Here is an 18364-nt window from a genome sequence, read left to right as displayed (position 1 = left end):
AGCCTTATCTAAAACCTTATCCTGTACTTTGCCGAACGGACCGAGACGCCCTCCATTATCAAGACAAAGGTCTTCCATTTCATCTCAAACTCATTGTTTGAAGGGTTAAATCGGGGGACTTCAAAGGTGCCCCGTTCCAGCTTTTTCTGATACAAAACAAATCCACCGTCTTCCCAGTGAAGGATCTTAATTAACGACCGGTTCCTGCCAAGGAAGAGAAAAACCTCTCCCGACAAAGGATTCCGTTTCATGTCTGTCTTCACTAACTGGTATAGGGAATAGATGCCTTTGCGCATGTCCACGTAATGCGGACATAGATAATAGCTCATGGATTCTGTAAGTGCAAACATCGGATTATTGGTTAAAATAGGTTTGTATAAATTTATTCAGATCTTCCTGGCTAATCTCTTTAATGGTTATAATTACGCCATCGGGAAAAGTGATGTTGACGCCTTTAAGCACAGGGAAAACATTCCCTGTGAAAACCGGTTTTTCTGATGCTTCCTTTATAAAGGAGAGCGGATAGAGTTGTTGTCCTTCACAAGAGGCTTGCTCAGGAGTGGAGGCAGAAGTATCGGGTAATACGGGACGAGGCTTGAGATCTGCTACTTTGATCGAATGCCTGCTCATCCAATTCTGGATACCTCCGTAGCAGACATGACGTTCTTTGCAATAGTCCCGTAAAGTCATGCTACTTAAAATACAGATTTGCCTGTACTCTTCGATTGCCAATGCATAAAGTTCGGATGCTTTCATTTGTTTCTTTTTTGAAAACAAAGGTAAAGGGGATCAAATGTGTTCACAAGATGGCATCGCGGAGACGCTTACAAAAACCCGGCATTCGGCTGTGACAGATGACAGATCATTCGGATCTGTCACCAGGCATCTGTCATCTCAACTATCCGCTTCAATAAAGGGATTCAAGCCATTTCATGATAGATGACAGATCAAAATGCGATTTATTCAATTTAGTTTGAGATAACAGATAAATTGGTTCTCTATAAATCAATAATTAGGAATGCAGCAACATTTATTGCAATTCAATTAATTCGATAGGATAAAGAGTTAAAATATTAAATAACAACTTCTAACATATTAAAAATTGAATAAATTGTTTTTACTTTGTCTCCCAAACATAGTTATTAACAAAATTTAGCTTCTTGACTTTGGAAACAAAAGAACTTAACGAGCTCAGCAGAAAAATCTGTAAAGAAGATGATGAAATAGCCTTCTCCAAGCTTTTCAATTATCTATACGACAGATTGTATGTTTTTGCCAATAAGTTTGTACAGAACAAAGAATCGAGCGAAGATATCGTAGCGGATGTATTCACAAAATTCTGGATAGGTAGAAAAAACACAGAAATAAGGAACATTCTTAATTACCTTTATACGTCTGTCTACAATGCTTCGGTAAGTCATCTAAATAACCTAACCCTTCACGGGAGACAGGTTTATCTGCAGGATATAGAGATCGAACTGGAAGAATACACCTTTAATCCAGAGGTGGAAATGATATCCAACGAAGAGGTGACAAAAATTAATAAAGCGGTAGCTGAATTACCGAATCAATGCAGAATGATCCTTTTTTTAGTTCGGGAAAACAACATGAAGTACAAGGAGGTTGCCCAGGTGTTAGGTATATCTCAAAAGACAGTGGAAAATCAAATTAACATTGCACTTAAAAAGATTGCCGCTTACCTACAGATCGAAACAGATCCGATCAAACAAAAGGCTCTATTTGTTTTTATGCTAGCTTAAAACGCCTTTATCGCTATAAATCAACCCTTTAATCTTCCGAAATTAATTAAGACTATTTAAATAAGGTAGTCCAGAGGATACTTATAATCAATTATTTGAACAAGATCATTGTTATCAAATGTTAAATATCAACCTCCCTTTGGGGGTAAAACAGATTTTGGAAGTCCATTAAACGCCAATTAAATTGAGATGTATAAAATGAATATTTTTAATATACTTACAAAGTTCATAAACAGTTCCCTTAATCAGGAGGAAACAAGGGTTCTGGAGCAGATTAAAAAAGGAAACGGTAATAACAGCCGCCTTTTTTCAATTGTAAAAGATTACTTCAGCTACAAAGCGGTAGATCTTTCTGCAGCCGACAAAGAACGCGTATTCGAAAAAATAAAACTAAATACTGGTAACTTTACTTACACAGACCACAAACCCTTCCTTAAAAAGCGCATAACTAAACTAAATCTGGCTACTTATGCTGCTGTAGCATCTGTAGCTCTACTCATTTCGATAGGCCTTTGGAAATATGTAACCGACAACCAGGGCGAGCTCAATATCTTAATTGAGGCTCCCCTGGCGCAGACCCGGGAGGTAGTTCTTCCTGACAGTTCGAAAGTGTGGCTGAACGGTGGAGCCAGTCTGCGCTATGGAAAAAATTACCTGAAGGATCGTAAAGTAAGTCTTACCGGGGAAGCGTTCTTTGATGTAAGAAAATACAATAAAGCGACTTTCAGGGTATTGGTAAACGAATTCAATGTGGAGGTATTAGGTACAACCTTCAACATCAAAGCATATAAGAATCAGCATTCGGAAGTAAAACTTTACACCGGTAAAGTAAATTTTGAAGTTCCTTCCTTAAACAAGAAGATCACACTAAAACCAATGGAGGAAGTCACTTACGATCCATTAACTAAAGAGATTCAGGTTAGCTCCTTTGAAAAAGACGAATACGACTGGCGTTCGGGCAAATATAAATTTACCGACAAGCCTCTCAAAGAGATAATTGCGATTCTGAATCAAAACTACAGCGTCACAATCCTCTTAAGTGAAGAACAGCTTGGCGAAAGTATGTTCTCCGGAGCAATTGGAAAAGACGAACCATTAGCCGATGTACTGGATAAAATATGTATCAGTACCGGCCTGAATAAAACAATTGAGGGGGATAGTATCACCCTCTACTAACCAACGGAGTTATTTAATGTCTAATATAACAAAAAACAGCAAAGTATGAAAAATCATTTTCGGGGAATAAAATGGCGTACCGGGATACTATCTCTGGCACTCATTACAAGCCCCTTGTATACAGACGCCGCTCAAGGCCAGTTGTCGATAAAAAAACAATCGGCCTCACTTAAACAAATTATCCAGCTAATCGAAAAAGAAAGCGGATATACCTTTTTCTTCAGATCATCGGACATAGACGATTCAAAAAAAGTAAACATTGACTGCGAAGGATCAATCGAAGAGGTCCTTAAAATTGCTCTGAAAGAATCCGGAATGACGTATGTAATTAAAGACAAAGAAATCATTCTAAAACCGGTTCCTGTAACTCAAAATGCACAACAGAAAAAAAGAATTATCAAAGGAAGTGTTATTGATGCCGAAACAAAAGAACCAATTATTGGAGCAAATGTATGGGTTAAAGAAACCACCATTGGAGCTGTAACCGATGTAAACGGTAATTATTCATTATCTGTAAATGCCAATGTTGGTCTGGTTGTTGCCTCATATCTTGGTTATAAAGACATGGAAGTTATGGCGGGTGACAAAACTGAGATTCAATTTAAACTCGTTCCCGACGCCGAAGCCCTGGAAGAAGTAATGGTAATTGCCTATGGATCTCAAAAGAAGGAAAGTGTAATCGGTGCTATTTCAAGTGTAGATATTGCCAAGCTGAAAGTCCCTACCAGTAACATAAGTAACAATCTTGCAGGACAACTCGCAGGTATAGTTGCCGTAACAAGATCGGGTGAACCAGGTTCAGGCTCTGAATTTTATATCCGCGGTATCAGTACTTTTGGGGCAAATAAAAACCCGCTTGTTTTGGTAGACGGTATTGAACGAAGTCTGGATTTAGTTGACCCGGAAGATATCGCATCATTTTCAATCCTTAAAGATGCTACTGCAACAGCTGTATATGGGGTGAGAGGTGCAAACGGTGTAATCCTTATCTCAACCAGAAAAGGAGCAGACGGTGCTCCAAGAATTAATGTTAAGGCTGAAATGGGTATTCTGGGACCGTCAAAAATGCCTAAGATGGCTAACTCTGCTCAATTTGCAGAAATGTACAACGAAGCATCCGGATCTAAATACTATTCGCAGGAAGTTATCGATAAATATGCTAATGGCACTGATCCTGATTTGTATCCGGATGTAAACTGGATTGACGAGCTTTACCAGGATTTTACTTCAAATCAACGTGTGAATGTAAACATTTCCGGGGGTGGTTCCATTGCAAAATATTATATAGCAGGATCTATATATAATGAAGGATCTATTTTTAAATCGGACAACTCCAACGACTACAACTCTTCTATCAACTACAATAAAATAAATTTCAGGGCAAACTTAGATCTTAATTTATCAAAGTCCACAACTCTTAATTTAAATCTGGCAAACGTATACGAGAAGAAGAATAGTCCGGGAGCCGCTATCGGTGATATCTGGAGTTATTCATTTGCAACATCTCCGAATGCATTCCCTGCAAGGTATTCAGATGGTAAGTTCTCCGGACCGTTGGCCGGTTCAGGATTCAACCCCTACAACCTACTTATGCAGTCTGGTTATAGAGAACAATTCTGGAACTCAGCTCAGTCTTTAATCGGTTTGACTCAAGATTTCAGCGAGATTGTTACACAGGGTCTTAAAGCAAATATCAAATTTTCGTGGGATGCGTACAATTCCAATCTGATTACAAGATCAAAAGAGGTACAACAGTTCATGGCAATCGGACGCGATGAGGATGGTAATATTATTTATAATGAAACGGCTAAAGGACAGGAATCTCTAGGATATAAAAATGAAGTTGACGGATATAAAACAACCTATTTGGAAGGTTCAATAACTTACGACAGACTTTTTAATGATGTACACCGTGTAGGTGCTTTATTTCTGTATAATCATAAAATAAAGAATTATACTGCAACCGGTGATGCTCAAACCAGCCTTCCATACAAGAATCAGGGTATCGCTGGTAGAATTACCTATTCTTACAATGATCGTTATTTTATTGAAGGTAACATTGGATATAATGGATCAGAAAACTTCAGTCCGGGTAAACGGTTTGGGGTTTTCCCTGCCGGAGCATTAGGATGGATGGTTTCCAATGAAAAGTTCTTCCAGCCAATTACAAGCGTTATCGATGTACTTAAAATTAAAGGATCTTACGGGATTGTTGGTAACGATCAAATCGGAGGAAGCAGACGTTTTATTTACGAAGCAACAATCAAACAATCTGATGTACCCAGCTATCAATTCGGCGAAACCGGAAACTATAATCCGGGAGCTATCCGCATTGGTGAATGGGCTAATGCAAACGTTGGATGGGAACAAGCATACAAAACAAATATAGGTCTTGAACTCTCATTGTTCAGAAAACTAAAATTACAAGGTGATGTTTTCCATGAAAAAAGAGAAGGCATCTTTATGCAGCGAGCAGCTCTTCCAGGATTAGTTGGATTATCAACAACCCCATGGGTAAATGTGGGTAAGATGAAAAATCAAGGATTTGACGGAACGGTCGAATATGAACAAACTATCGGAGATTTCGTGTTAACCGGCAGAGGAAACTTCACCTATTCACAAAGTGAAATTCTTGACAACGATGAACCAGATTGGAAAAACCTGTATCAAAACCGAATTGGCAAACCATACGGTCAGCTTTTCGGACTTGAAGCCTTAGGATTATTCCAAAGTCAGGAAGAAATAGACAATAGTCCCACACAAAGCTTCGGTGCTGTTCGTGTTGGAGATATTAAGTACAATGATATAAATGGCGACGGACTAATAAACGAAGAAGATGTTGTAGCTATAGGACACTCAAACATTCCTAAAATCAATTACGGTTTTGGTGGAACTTTGCAATGGAAAGGTATCGATGTTTCTGTATTCTTTCAAGGTATTAGCAAGGTTTCTTATTTCTTAAGTGGAAATTCTATTTATGGATTCAATTCGGGATCTTTAACAAGAGCTGCTATTAACGAAGATGTGTATTTGAATCGTTGGACAGAAAATAATCCAAATGCTAAATATCCACGTCTGGATTCTAATGCAAATACAAACAACAACCGAAATTCAACTTTCAGAATGATAGATGGTAGCTTCTTACGGTTTAAGAATGCTGAGATCGGTTACACCTTCCCTAAGAAAATGCTTAACGGAACTTTCCTAAAAACTGTACGTATTTACGCATCCGGAGTTAACCTGTTAACATTCAGCAATTTTAAACTTTGGGATCCTGAACAAGGAGGAGGAGAAGGTGCAGGCTACCCACCTTCAAGAATATTTAATGTAGGTTTAAATGTTAATTTCTAATTATTAAAAAACAAACTTATGAAGTTTATTAATTATATAGCACTTATATGTAGTGTATTCATGATAAGTTCATGCGACTCATTCTTAGACAAGCAGGAGGATGAAGCGCTTACTTTTGAGAAAATATGGTCGAAACGATCGACTGTGGAAAAGTACCTGAATAATGTATGGGGATTCATGCCTGACGAATCGAATTGGGTAGACGAGAATCCCTGGATTGGGGCTTCTGATGAAGCAAGTGCAACTTTTAACAGGGGTTATCGTTATATGAATTTTGGAACATGGAGTCCATCCAACGTACCCTATGACAGATGGAGTAAATTCTATAGCGGTATACGCGAAGCAAATGTATTTATGCAGAATATTGATGCTACAACAGCAGAAGATATAAGTGAACAAGAGAGAATACAATGGAAGGCAGAAGCGCGCTATGCAAGAGCCTATTACTATTTTCTTCTGTTGCGTTCTTACGGACCAATCATGTTGGTTGGTGACGAGCCGATAGATTTTAATCAAAACGTTGCCTCTCTTTCATTTATGCGAAACACATATCAGGAATGCGCAGATTACATCACAAAGGAAATGACCGAGTGTGCAGCGGTACTCCCCTTGGAACAAGATGCTATATATTGGGGTAAACCAACTAAAGGGGCAGCATTATCGGTGATTGCCCGATTAAAATTATACAGTGCCCGTCCTTTATTCAATGGCTGTGAACTATATGCTGGAATAGCCAATCCCGACGGAACCAAACTTTTCCCTACATACGACAAAAACAGATGGAAGGAAGCTGCTGAGGCTAACAAAAGAGTAATTGACCTGGGAATATATGAACTGTATGAAGATGAATCAGGAAATCCCATCAAATCTTACCTTGGAGTAGGACTTAAAACATGGAATAAAGAAATTATTATGGCTCGCTGGACTGGAGGATATTATAACCGCGTTCACTGTACTCCCCGTGTTGTTGGTGGTACTGCATATGGTGGTATCGGCCCGACTCAACAACAGGTAGATGCCTATGCAATGGCTAATGGACGCTATCCGATTAAAGGCTATAGAAACGATGGTACTCCTATCATCGATGAAACATCCGGATACAAAGAAGATGGTTTCTCAAACTTTGAACACCCCTATGATCAGTTAAAAGACGGACATAAGCAAAAAAGTACATTTAACATGTATGTAGGTAGAGAGCCAAGATTTTATGCGACAGTACTATGGAGCGGAGCGGATTGGCCTTATATGGCTGGAGCAAAAGTGCCCGTATTTGCATTTAACGGTAATAGCGGTCCTGGCGTTAGCCATGATTATCCTAAATCGGGTTACATCTGTCGCCGGTTTATTGATGGTTCGTTGAATAGTAATGGTGGACAATGGGGTAATTTAACATTCCCAATTTTCAGATTGGCAGAAATATACCTCAATTATGTTGAGGCGCTCAATGAATTCGACCCAACTAATTCGGATATCTTATTATATTTAAACAAGATAAGATCTCGTGCCGGTGTTCCAAACATTGAAGAGGTTTACCCTGAAGCCGTTAACAATCAATCTCTAATGAGAGAGCTGATACGCAAAGAACGTAGAATCGAATTAGCATTTGAATCACATCGTTATTTCGATACAAGAACCTGGATGATTGCAGAGCAGACGGATAATGGTCCAATGTTCGGGATGAATACGATGGCACCGGTTGCAAATGCCAACACAACCCCTGCTGCTTTCTGGCAAAGAACTGAATTTGAAGTCAGGGTATTTGAACCTAAGCATTACTTATATCCATTTAGTCAACGTGAACTAGACAGAAATAAGCAATTAACCCAGAATTTTGGTTGGTAATTTAATAAAGTTAGAACAAATGAAAACTAAAAACATATTATTTGGATTACTTTTCGTTTTAGGATTTGGCGCTAGTTCCTGTGAAGATAAAAGCGATGACAATCTAACAGAAACAAAAGTATATATATCAAAAAGTGGTGATATTTCTGTCAATGTTTACAACGTTGGAGAAGATGTAACTTATAAGATCGGTGCTTATAAAAGTGGGGCTTTCAATAATTCGGCAACAGCAGAGTTAACCGTTTTATCTGATGCTGAACTCGCATTGTACAATCAGACAAACAGTACCGACTATAAAGCTATTCCAGCCACTTGTTATACCATTGATGGTTCTAAATTAGCATTTAGCAAAGAAGAAAAGAATGCATACATTACTATTAATTTCAAACCGGAATCGATCCTTTCAATCCCGGATTACAAAACGTCTAATTATGTACTGCCTATTCAATTAAGCGATGCATCGGTAACTATTAATGAAGATAAAAAATATAGCTTTATAAAGCCTAATGTATTAGAACCAACCATATATTTGGCTAAAACCGGATTTTCCAACACAGTGATTGACGATGGTGGTGAAGCTACAATTGAACTTGATCTTCCTTTAGCTCTTGATTTTGAAAATAAATGGGATATCAACTGTTCTCTTCAAGCCAATCAAGATCTATTAGACAGTTATAACACTGCACAGGGAACTTCATATAAGTTATTGCCTGTACAGGCTTATACAATAGATCCAAATCCTGTAACCATTGCATCCGGTAAAAAGGGGGCAACTGTTAAAATCCAAATTAATAGAGACAAGCTTGATTATGGCGATTATATTCTGCCTGTTCAATTGGCATCTGTTTCAAAATTTAACATTGCTTCAGATAGTGATAACTGTCTGTTTGGTGTATCATATCAAGCAAAAAAGTTATCTAAATTAACATGGAAAGTAGTTGATTTTTCAAGTGAAGAAGCTTCCGGAGAAGGAGCTAATGGGTTTGCGAGCCTAATACTTGATGGTAATACCAGTACATTCTGGCATAGTCAATGGGCCAATGGAACTGGTCAATTACCTCATCATCTAACGATAGATATGCAAAAAGAGGTAATTGTTGTGCAGGTAGATCTTACAAGACGAACCAATAACACAGATACAAAAGCGGGTAATTTTTACATAAGCTCAGATAAATCGAACTGGACAAAAGTTGGATCTTTCCTTATGGCGAAAACAAACGATGCACAACCATTTGCTGTAACAAAGTCAAAAGGTCGCTACCTCAAAATTGAAATTACCGAAAGCAACCGGGCTCCATTTGCAAATATGGCTGAAGTTGATGTTCGGGGTATCGAATAACATACCTACTATTAAATAAATACCCGAAAGGAGTATTACTTTTGCAAACGGACCAGTGGTCCATTTAAACTTTCATCGAGGAATCTTCCCATAATTGGGAATCTTCCTCGATGATACTTAAAAGCTAAATCTAATTACGTAAACACATTGTATGAAAAAGTTCTTACCATTTATCGCCTTTCTGCTCATTTTAATAGGATGCAGCGATGATTCTCCCGAGGGCATCCAATCTTTTGAAATTACTGATAAGTCGGTCGACTTCTCTGCCGAAGCCCAGAGAAAGGAAATTCAGATTACAACTAACCTATCGGAATGGGGAACTTACATTGACGGTGCCGGCGAAGCCTGGTGTTCAGTCAGCCCTGTGGTAAATGGCACGAAAAGGGCTCTGATTATTCAGGTAGAAGAAAACAAGGAATGGGATGTACGATCCACCACCATTCAAGTAAAGGGTGCGGGTATAACACACTCCATTAAAATAAGTCAATTAGGTGTAAAGCCAACGATATTGGTGTCGCCTGATAAATTTACACCAGGTTTTATCGGACAAGAAATCGAGCTGAAAATTACAGCAAACGTATCTTTCGATCTGATAGATTCTCTTGATTGGGTAAATCCGGCTCCTATGCTACGATCTGTCGAAATGAGTACAACCACCGCAAAGTATGTGGTTTCACGAAATGCCAGCAAGGAATCTCGTACCGGGATTATTTACATCCGGAATAAAGAGAATAAGGCCAGTGCACAGGTAAGCATCACCCAGGCCGGAGAGGGGGATTATCAACCTTCAGTGGAAAGTGGGATTAAAGATGATATAAAATTAGTCGTAGCTTCGGCTGAGGCTTCATCCTTTCAGAGTGGTTCCGGGTTGGATAAATCCATTGATAACGACAAATCTACAATCTATCACTCAAATTGGACCAACACGGCCAGTAATTACTTTCCTATTACGCTAACCTATAATCTGAGGGAGGTTTCCGATTTAGATTACCTTATCTACTACCCTCGTACCTCTGGCTCCAACGGTCACTTTAAGGAGGTAGAAATTCAAGTTAGAAAGAACGGACAAAATACATTCGAGAAATTGCTGGATTACGACTTTAAAGGAAGTGGTTCAGCCACCCGGATTGGTTTTGATCAGCCTGTAAAAGGGATTGCTTCCATTCGCTTTATTGTAAAATCGGGTGCAGGCGACGGACAGGGATTTGCGGCTTGTGCCGAGATGGAGTTCTACAGAAAAAATCCGGACAACTTCGATCCGTCTGTCCTTTTTACCGATGCAAGCTGTTCCGAATTAAGAGCCGGAATTACAGAAAGTGATATAGAAGCTGTTTCTAATCCATTTTTCAAGAACATGGCTTATTATATGCTGAAAGGGTCCTATCCTCGTGAATTTAGAATTCAACAATACAAGGCCTATCCGCATCCTAATACGCTGGCTGCGTCTAACAAGACAAATCCATACAGTTTACTCGATAATCCTACCGGAATAAGTGTGGCAGCTTACGACACGTTGATTGTGTGTGTTGGCGAAACCAACAATCAGTCCCTTAGTCTGAAGGTTCAGAATTTAAATAAACCGGGCGGCGACGGATACAATGATGGTTCATCTTCTTATCCGCTGGTAAAGGGTATTAACAAAATTGTTCCGACCAACAGAGGTCTTATTTACGTAATGTATCATACAAATGAATATAAAACGGCATCACCCATTACCATTCATTTCGCTTCGGGAAAAGTAAACGGATATTTCGATGTAAAGAAACATACGGCCACTCAATGGAACACGTTGTTAAACAATGCAGTGGACGATTACTTTGATGTACTGGGTGAATACGCTCATCTTACGTTTCCGGTCTATCAGTTCAAGAACAACACACCCGATGGTAAAGCCCTCATTGATGTGTATGATGAGATTACACGTCTGGAACAGGAATTTATGGGTTTGGATAAATACGACCGGATGAATCCGAACCGGATGTATCTGCATGTTATATACACATCGTATATGTATGCCACAAACAACCGGACGGCCTATAACAATACCACACTGGGTGAACTTACAAATGCAGCTAAAGTGAGAAGTTCTTCCGTATGGGGACCGGCACACGAGATTGGTCATGTAAACCAAACCAGACCAGGCCTTAAATGGCATGGCATGACTGAAGTGAGTAATAATATTTATTCGCTGTATATTCAAACCAGCTTTGGAAACACGTCTCGCCTTCAGGGTGAAAATCTAAGTGGAGATGGGTATACCAACCGTTACGAAAAAGCAATGAGTAATATGATTGTAAAGAAGATTGCACATGCACGTGAATCGGATGTATTCTGCAAGCTGGTTCCCTTCTGGCAATTACAACTTTATTTGAGTAATGTACTTGGTAAAACCGATTTTTATAAGGATGTACATGAAGCGATCCGCACTACCTCTAATCAGTCTACCGATGGTTTAAGTCAGCTTGAATTCACAAAGATTTGTTGCGATGTGGCAAAGCTGGATCTAACAGATTTCTTTATGAAATGGGGATTGCTTTCGGCTGTCGACTATACATTCGATGATTATGGTGAAAAGCGTTTCCTAATTACCGAAACCCAGGCTCAGCAGACCATTGATGCTATCAAGGCAAAGAACTACCCAAAGCCGGCTCATGCTGTTGAATATATAACAGACCTTTCGGTACCCGTTTACAAGATGAACGCTTCCATCCAAAAAGGCAACGTTGCCAGAAGTGGTCAGCAACTCAGCTTTACAAATTGGAAAAATGTGGTGGCTTTCGAGGTATATAACGATACGGAATTGGTGTTTATATCTCCTTCTACCTCATTTACAAGCAAAAGCTCGTTCAATCAGGTATATGCCGTAGCGGCCAATGGAACTAAGGTAAAAGTAGATTTATAATTTTCATAGAGTAACATGAGGTAATAGATTGTTTTTTGATTTTAATTAATAGTGAATGAGGCCGGGACGTAACGTCCCGGTTTTCTTTTTTATTCATTTTCTTTTTGCTTGTTGCGGAATTTCATTCTTCTGATTTGTACATAGCGGAGTAGCAGAATAGCAGCCACAGAAATACCCATAATCAGAAAATAAGACTTGTAATCCGGGTTCGGCTTGTTTCCGGGCCATCCCATAACACTCATCACGGCCAGATAGACCAGAAGAAGCAGAGAGGTAATGTTTATCTTTTTCATTTGAATAAAATTTTAAAAGGGATACTTGGAACACGCTTCTTACACATTAATTACCTTTAAAAACTAATATACTAAGTTACACGATTGATTGTTTTATTACACTCGTTTTTCACAAGCAAATATACAATAAGTTTTACAAATCCTATTGGGCTATAATAAACAACTGTTGTTCCAAAATCCGACCAAAACCTACCTGAAGTATATATGTACCCTTATTTAATGTTAAATCAGTCCTACTGCTTCCTGCAGGAAGGACTTGATTCCAGATTGTTTGTCCCGTTAAAAGCATTACCCGGGCTGTTCCTTTCACTGGCACATTTGTTGTAACAAGCGTTTTTCCTTCTATACCAAATTTTGCTGGAGTAACGTCTTCTATTTCAGTCAACAACGTTTTTTGCAGAATAAGTTCAAAACGATCGGAGTCATCTGCTGTTCCTGAAACAAATGAGTAGCTCTTATTTCCTGCTACGTCCGTAACCTTTCCGGTCTGCTTGTCGGCCAACTGAACAGTATACTGGTCGGAATCAAAAGAATCGGCATTGAAGTTAAGGATATAACTGTCTAAAGAAGGAATTCGCAAATGAATAGGTATCACAATTTTATCTCCTTCCAATGGTTGTGCATTCACTGCCAGAAGATTGGATCTGCACTCAGTTGCTATTTGTGGAGATTCATTTAACAAACTTGTGAGCTTATATGCATCATACGCCTGATCGATATGGGTGGTTGCTTCGGGGATAAAGCGGACTTCTGTACGGTCGTTATATTTTGCCCCCTGCAACGTAATTCCAATGAATGAATTGGAAGAAGAAAACGCCTCTCCTTTCACCACCGGAAAATCCCTGGTTTTTAGGCTGACATCGGTTTGTGCCGTAGTTTTAAAGAAGAACGCACCATAGGCAGGAATCACACCACTACCTCCTGCATCAAAGACCTCATAGGTTGAGCCATTATACCAATATATAAAATTCCCCAAAGAAGTCCCCGCCGGCAGTTGGCTGACAGACATAGGTGATGGGAACGGATTTCCGGATAAATACCAACCGCTGTGCGGAGAGCCTGCATTTTCCTGATAGCTGTAATGAGGTACGGATAGTTGAACCTCCTTGCCAAAGTCAGACGGAATAGCCCCGGACCGGGAGGTAAAGGTGAGCAACGTATCGGTTGAAGCCTCGTCGATAGCAATCAGATAGCCTTTATTTTTTTGAAAGACCAATTGATCTCCAGTCCCCAATGACGCCGGCACGGGTTTCCAGTTAGAAGATTCAGTCCCTGTTTCAGCCCGCTTGCTGGCATCATATATTTGTGCATAAAGATAGTTTCCGTTCGTTGCCGTTTGATCATCTTTCAAAATAAACCGGGGATCTATACCATTTGCATACACATCGAAAGGGAATGAAATAAAACGCCATACCCCCTTTTGAGGGAAAGAGGTTACCAATTGAACTTTATCTTTTGCCACCAACGTTCCCTTATTAATAAACTCCGATTTGTGTTGTGCTGTATGATACAAGACAAGCGTACTGTCTATTGTAAGTCGAGCACCTTCATCCACTTTGACAGATCCTTGTCCTATTTTCAAGCCGCTTACCTGCTGATTATTCGTCACCGTTACATTTCCTGCAACCAGCGCCTTCCTAAGACGGGCCGGCGGAAGATGGCTCCACCGGATTGAATCGTTCCAGTTTCCGACACCGGTAAACAGTGAGTTTCCGGCAATTTTCCCGTAACTGAATACATTATCTACATAAAACCCTCCCTGCGGAGGAGTCGTCTCGTCAACATAGATATGTATTAAGTTCACTTTAGACATTGTCCGGGATTTGAAAGAACCATCCGTATTAGGATCTTGAAATTGATCACTAATTGCAATGTTATCCTGAATGGAAGAGTACAGAAGTTTTTGAGATACGGCCAGATCTTTGCCAACATAGTTTATCCGGGTCTGAACTGTTTCATAAGCTGAAATAGTAAGCGGTGCAAAAACAATACCACTTCCCGCAGGTAACCAAACGGAATAGTTTCCATTCTGACCGGTTATTCCATTAATTGAGGCATTTGCTAATGAGGCTCCTTTCCCTGTTAAGGTGTATTCCCATGTATCTATGGAAAAAGATTCAAAATTCTGAACCCTGAAAGTATCTATTACAACTAAATTCTTCGAAGTATCGTTAATCCAGCTGCTCCATTGATCGGGGTGAACGGTTTGAGCACTGGTAGTCAACGCAAAAGAGGTAAAAAACAGGGTAAAAATAAAGCACACGGCGGTCTTTTTCATAGCTAAGGCAATTATCTGGTTACAAAATTAGCTACAAATATAAACAAATCTTTGAATTTACTATCTTTGTAGCATGAAAGAATTTATCATATCAGAGGCACAAACAGAGAAAGCGGTATTGGTGGGGTTAATTACTCCAAATCAAAACGAACAGAAAATCAAGGAATACCTGGATGAGCTGGCGTTTTTGGCTGATACAGCGGGGGTGGAGCCGGTAAAGATGTTTTACCAGCGACTGGATTATGCCAATCCGGTAACCTTTGTGGGAACAGGTAAGTTGCAGGAAATCAAAGAATATGTGGTTGAAAATGAAATAGGGGTTGTGATATTTGATGACGAGTTATCTCCAAAGCAATTACGAAATATTGAGAAGGAATTGCAGGTGATGATTCTGGATCGCACAAGCCTTATTCTCGATATATTTGCTAAACGGGCACAGACTGCCCATGCCAAGACGCAGGTGGAGCTGGCTCAGTACAAGTATATGTTACCCCGACTTACCCGTCTGTGGACTCACCTCGAGCGTCAACGGGGGGGTGTTGGTATGCGTGGACCGGGAGAGACTCAGCTCGAAACCGACAAACGTATCATCCTCGACAAGATCTCATTGCTTAAAAAGGAGCTGGTAAACATAGACAAGACCAAATCCATCCAACGCAAAAACCGTGGAAAGATGGTTCGTGTGGCCTTGGTTGGTTATACCAATGTGGGTAAATCAACTCTTATGAACCTGTTAAGCAAAAGTGAAGTATTTGCCGAAAACAAGTTGTTTGCAACCCTGGACACCACTGTAAGAAAGGTAATTATCGACAATTTACCGTTTCTTCTGTCCGATACCGTTGGGTTTATCCGTAAACTTCCTACAGAGCTGGTGGAATCATTCAAATCCACACTGGATGAAGTGCGTGAAGCCGATTTGTTGGTACATATAGTCGATGTTTCGCACCCTCAGTTTGAAGAACAGATAGAGGTTGTAAACAAAACGCTTGCCGACATCGACAAAGAGGAGAAACCAATGATTATTGTATTCAATAAGATAGATGCATTCTCGTTTGTTCCGAAAGAGGAAGACGATCTGACCCCGCGTACCCGCGAGAATGTAAGTCTGGACGAATTAAAAAATACATGGATGAACCGTCTGCAAGACAATTGTATTTTTATTTCGGCTAAAGACAAAACCAATGTAGATGAACTAAAAACAAAATTGTATTCGCGCGTAAGAGAAATTCACACCACGCGTTTCCCGTATAATGATTTCCTGTACCAACAATATGATGATGTTGACGATGGAAGTCTGGATGAATAAAATCATGTTATCCTAAATTTGTAAACGTATGAGTAAAAAGCGTAACCTGCGGCCGGAAGAAATTGCCATGCTGCAGGCCAATGCATGTATGGCGGACAACTGGAGTTCCGTTTTTGTGCCCGAGAACTTTGACATTAAGTATGTAAGCCACACTCGTTTTTCAGGCGAGGTAACCCTGGGGGCTTTCAACAAAGAATTTATTTTGCCCGGCGGACTTAAAAAGCATGCCGGTCTGCGCCACGTAACCCTGCACAATTGCAGATTAGGCGACAACTGTTTAATTGAAAATGTGCAAAATTACATTGCCAACTATGATATCGGCGAGAATTGTATCATCCAGCATGTCAATGTAATTTTAGTGGATGGAGTCAGCTCCTTTGGCAATGGCACACTGGTGTCGGTGTTGAATGAAACCGGTGGACGTGAAGTCCCGATATATGACTGGCTGCCGGCACCTCTTGCCTATGTGATTACCCTGTATCGTCATCGACCGCAGTTAATCAGCAGAATAAGCAACCTCATCGAATCCTATTCAAAAGAAATTTCCAGCTCACGAGGCTCGATCGGCAACAATTCGCGTATTACAAATACCGGAACCATACGGAATGTACGCATCGGGAGCTATGCAACCATCGAGAATTGCACCCGTCTGGAAAACGGATCCGTAAACAGCCGCGAAGAAGAGCCTGTGTATGTAGGCGACAGTGTAATTGCTCAGGATTTTATCCTTTCGGCAGGTGTAATATTATCCGATGCAGCCAAGATTGTACGTTGTTTTGTTGGACAGGCCTGCCACATCACTCACAATTTCTCGGCTCACGACTCCTTGTTATTCAGCAACTGTGCCTTCGAAAACGGAGAAGCCTGTGCCATCTTTGCTGGTCCCTTTACCGTTTCCATGCACAAAAGCAGCCTGCTGATCGCAGGAATGTATTCTTTTCTCAATGCCGGAAGCGGATCCAACCAAAGCAACCATATGTATAAACTGGGACCAATTCATCAGGGTATTGTAGAAAGAGGCTCCAAAACGACAAGCGACTCTTATATACTTTGGCCGGCCCGTGTAGGGGCATTCTCTCTGGTGATGGGAAGGCATTATCACCACTGCGACACATCCGATATGCCTTTCTCCTATCTTATTGAGAAAGACGATGAAACCTATCTGGTCCCGGGTGTGAACCTGCGTAGTGTGGGAACAATCCGCGATGCACAGAAATGGCCCAAGCGAGACAAGCGCAAGGCTGGTTTGCAGTTAGATCCGATCAATTACAATTTACTTAGTCCCTATACTATCAGTAAAATGCGGAAGGCCGTGGAAGTGCTCAAAAACCTCCAGGCCCTTGTAGGTGAGACTTCCGAGATCTACTACTACCAGAACACCCGCATCAAAGGGTCTTCGTTACGAAACGGACTCGCGCTATACGGAAAGGCAATCAACAAGTTTCTGGGAAACTCGCTTATCAAACGTCTGGAAGGGATTGCCTTCTCCAGCATAGAGGAAATTTGGGCCCAATTACAACCTACCGAATCCAGGGGAAAGGGAGAATGGATCGATCTGTCGGGGATGATTGCCCCTCAGGAAGTAATCGAGAATCTGCTGCGCAGCATCGAAGCGGGCGAAATAACATCGTTAGAAGAAATCTCCGCAATTATTCTCGACATCCAGAAGCATTATTATGAAATGGAGTGGACCTGGGCGTACGATATGATAGAGTCGGTTTACGGAGTCAACCTGCAAACAATCACTGCAAAGGAATTGATTGCACTCACTGAAATATGGAAAGAGTCGGTCGTATCCCTCGACGAGCTATTGTATGCCGATGCAAAGAAAGAGTTTTCACTTACTTCCAAGATCGGATTCGGAGTAGACGGATCGGCAACCGAGAAGATGAAAGACTTTGAAGGCGTACGGGGCGACTTCGAGAACAATCCATTTGTATTGGCTGTAAAAGATCATATCGTAAAAAAAGAGGCCCTCGGAAACGAACTGATTGAAAGACTTAAGGTCGTATTGTAAAATAAACTATCTGCAGGTTATACGTCACTTAAGTTCTTTTAGGTATTAGAGCTGTAATCTGTATGGATTTATTCTGTACATTTGTGGGATAATATTGTAA

At 40.4% G+C, this 18364-nt stretch carries 12 protein-coding genes; 8 read left to right on the top strand and 4 right to left on the bottom strand.

From position 1 onward, the window contains the following. Positions 1–8: 8 nt before the first annotated feature. Together tnpB and F5613_RS15840 are read right to left on the bottom strand one after the other, a co-directional pair. On the bottom strand, positions 9–350 hold the full coding sequence (tnpB, locus tag F5613_RS15845) for an IS66 family insertion sequence element accessory protein TnpB (protein ID WP_179399144.1): 342 nt from the start codon (positions 348–350) through the stop codon (positions 9–11). 4 nt (positions 351–354) lie between these two features. After that, positions 355–756, bottom strand: a complete 402-nt coding sequence (locus F5613_RS15840; RefSeq protein WP_179399236.1) for a hypothetical protein — start codon at positions 754–756, stop codon at positions 355–357. 410 nt (positions 757–1166) lie between these two features. Between F5613_RS15840 and F5613_RS15835 the strand changes: the two genes are divergently transcribed. The 6 genes from F5613_RS15835 to F5613_RS15810 all read left to right on the top strand — a co-directional run bounded on the left by F5613_RS15835 (position 1167) and on the right by F5613_RS15810 (position 12370). Further along, positions 1167–1760, top strand: coding sequence for an RNA polymerase sigma-70 factor (locus tag F5613_RS15835; protein WP_176421699.1), 594 nt, complete (start codon positions 1167–1169; stop codon positions 1758–1760). 198 nt (positions 1761–1958) lie between these two features. Further along, a complete protein-coding gene (locus tag F5613_RS15830) occupies positions 1959–2936 on the top strand; it encodes a FecR family protein (RefSeq protein WP_179400476.1) in 978 nt (325 codons plus the stop codon). A 45-nt stretch (positions 2937–2981) separates the two neighbouring features. After that, complete coding sequence (locus F5613_RS15825) at positions 2982–6287, top strand: TonB-dependent receptor (RefSeq protein ID WP_179400475.1); 3306 nt, start codon at positions 2982–2984, stop codon at positions 6285–6287. Between the two features lie 18 nt (positions 6288–6305). Then, positions 6306–8129: a RagB/SusD family nutrient uptake outer membrane protein gene (locus F5613_RS15820; RefSeq protein WP_179400474.1), complete on the top strand. Its 1824-nt coding sequence runs from the start codon at positions 6306–6308 to the stop codon at positions 8127–8129. Between the two features lie 19 nt (positions 8130–8148). Next, complete coding sequence (locus tag F5613_RS15815; RefSeq protein ID WP_179400473.1) at positions 8149–9468, top strand: BT_3987 domain-containing protein; 1320 nt, start codon at positions 8149–8151, stop codon at positions 9466–9468. A gap of 151 nt (positions 9469–9619) precedes the next feature. Continuing rightward, the gene (locus F5613_RS15810) at positions 9620–12370 is read left to right on the top strand and encodes a M60 family metallopeptidase (RefSeq protein ID WP_179400472.1); all 2751 of its coding nucleotides are present in this window, start codon (positions 9620–9622) and stop codon (positions 12368–12370) included. A gap of 89 nt (positions 12371–12459) precedes the next feature. Here the strand turns inward: F5613_RS15810 and F5613_RS15805 are convergent, their stop codons facing one another. Both F5613_RS15805 and F5613_RS15800 read right to left on the bottom strand, forming a co-directional pair. Next, the gene (locus F5613_RS15805) at positions 12460–12663 is read right to left on the bottom strand and encodes a hypothetical protein (protein ID WP_068181990.1); all 204 of its coding nucleotides are present in this window, start codon (positions 12661–12663) and stop codon (positions 12460–12462) included. Positions 12664–12805: 142 nt separating this feature from the next. Then, positions 12806–14941 carry a hypothetical protein gene (locus F5613_RS15800; RefSeq protein ID WP_179400471.1) on the bottom strand — a complete coding sequence of 712 codons (2136 nt, stop codon included), beginning with the start codon at positions 14939–14941 and terminating at the stop codon, positions 12806–12808. A gap of 73 nt (positions 14942–15014) precedes the next feature. On the opposite strand from F5613_RS15800, the gene hflX reads away from it, so the two are divergent. Both hflX and F5613_RS15790 read left to right on the top strand, forming a co-directional pair. Then, positions 15015–16247 (top strand): GTPase HflX, encoded by a 1233-nt coding sequence (gene hflX, locus F5613_RS15795; RefSeq protein WP_179400470.1) that lies wholly within the window; start codon positions 15015–15017, stop codon positions 16245–16247. Positions 16248–16275: 28 nt separating this feature from the next. Further along, on the top strand, positions 16276–18264 hold the full coding sequence (locus F5613_RS15790; protein ID WP_179400469.1) for a DUF4954 family protein: 1989 nt from the start codon (positions 16276–16278) through the stop codon (positions 18262–18264). The last annotated feature ends 100 nt before the right edge of the window (positions 18265–18364 follow it).

Origin of the sequence: Macellibacteroides fermentans (genome assembly GCF_013409575.1) — a bacterium.
In the GTDB taxonomy this organism is placed as follows: Bacteria; Bacteroidota; Bacteroidia; order Bacteroidales; family Tannerellaceae; genus Macellibacteroides; species Macellibacteroides fermentans.
The sequence above is the reverse complement of the archived record's forward strand: the minus strand, read 5'-3'. Positions and strand labels throughout refer to the sequence as shown.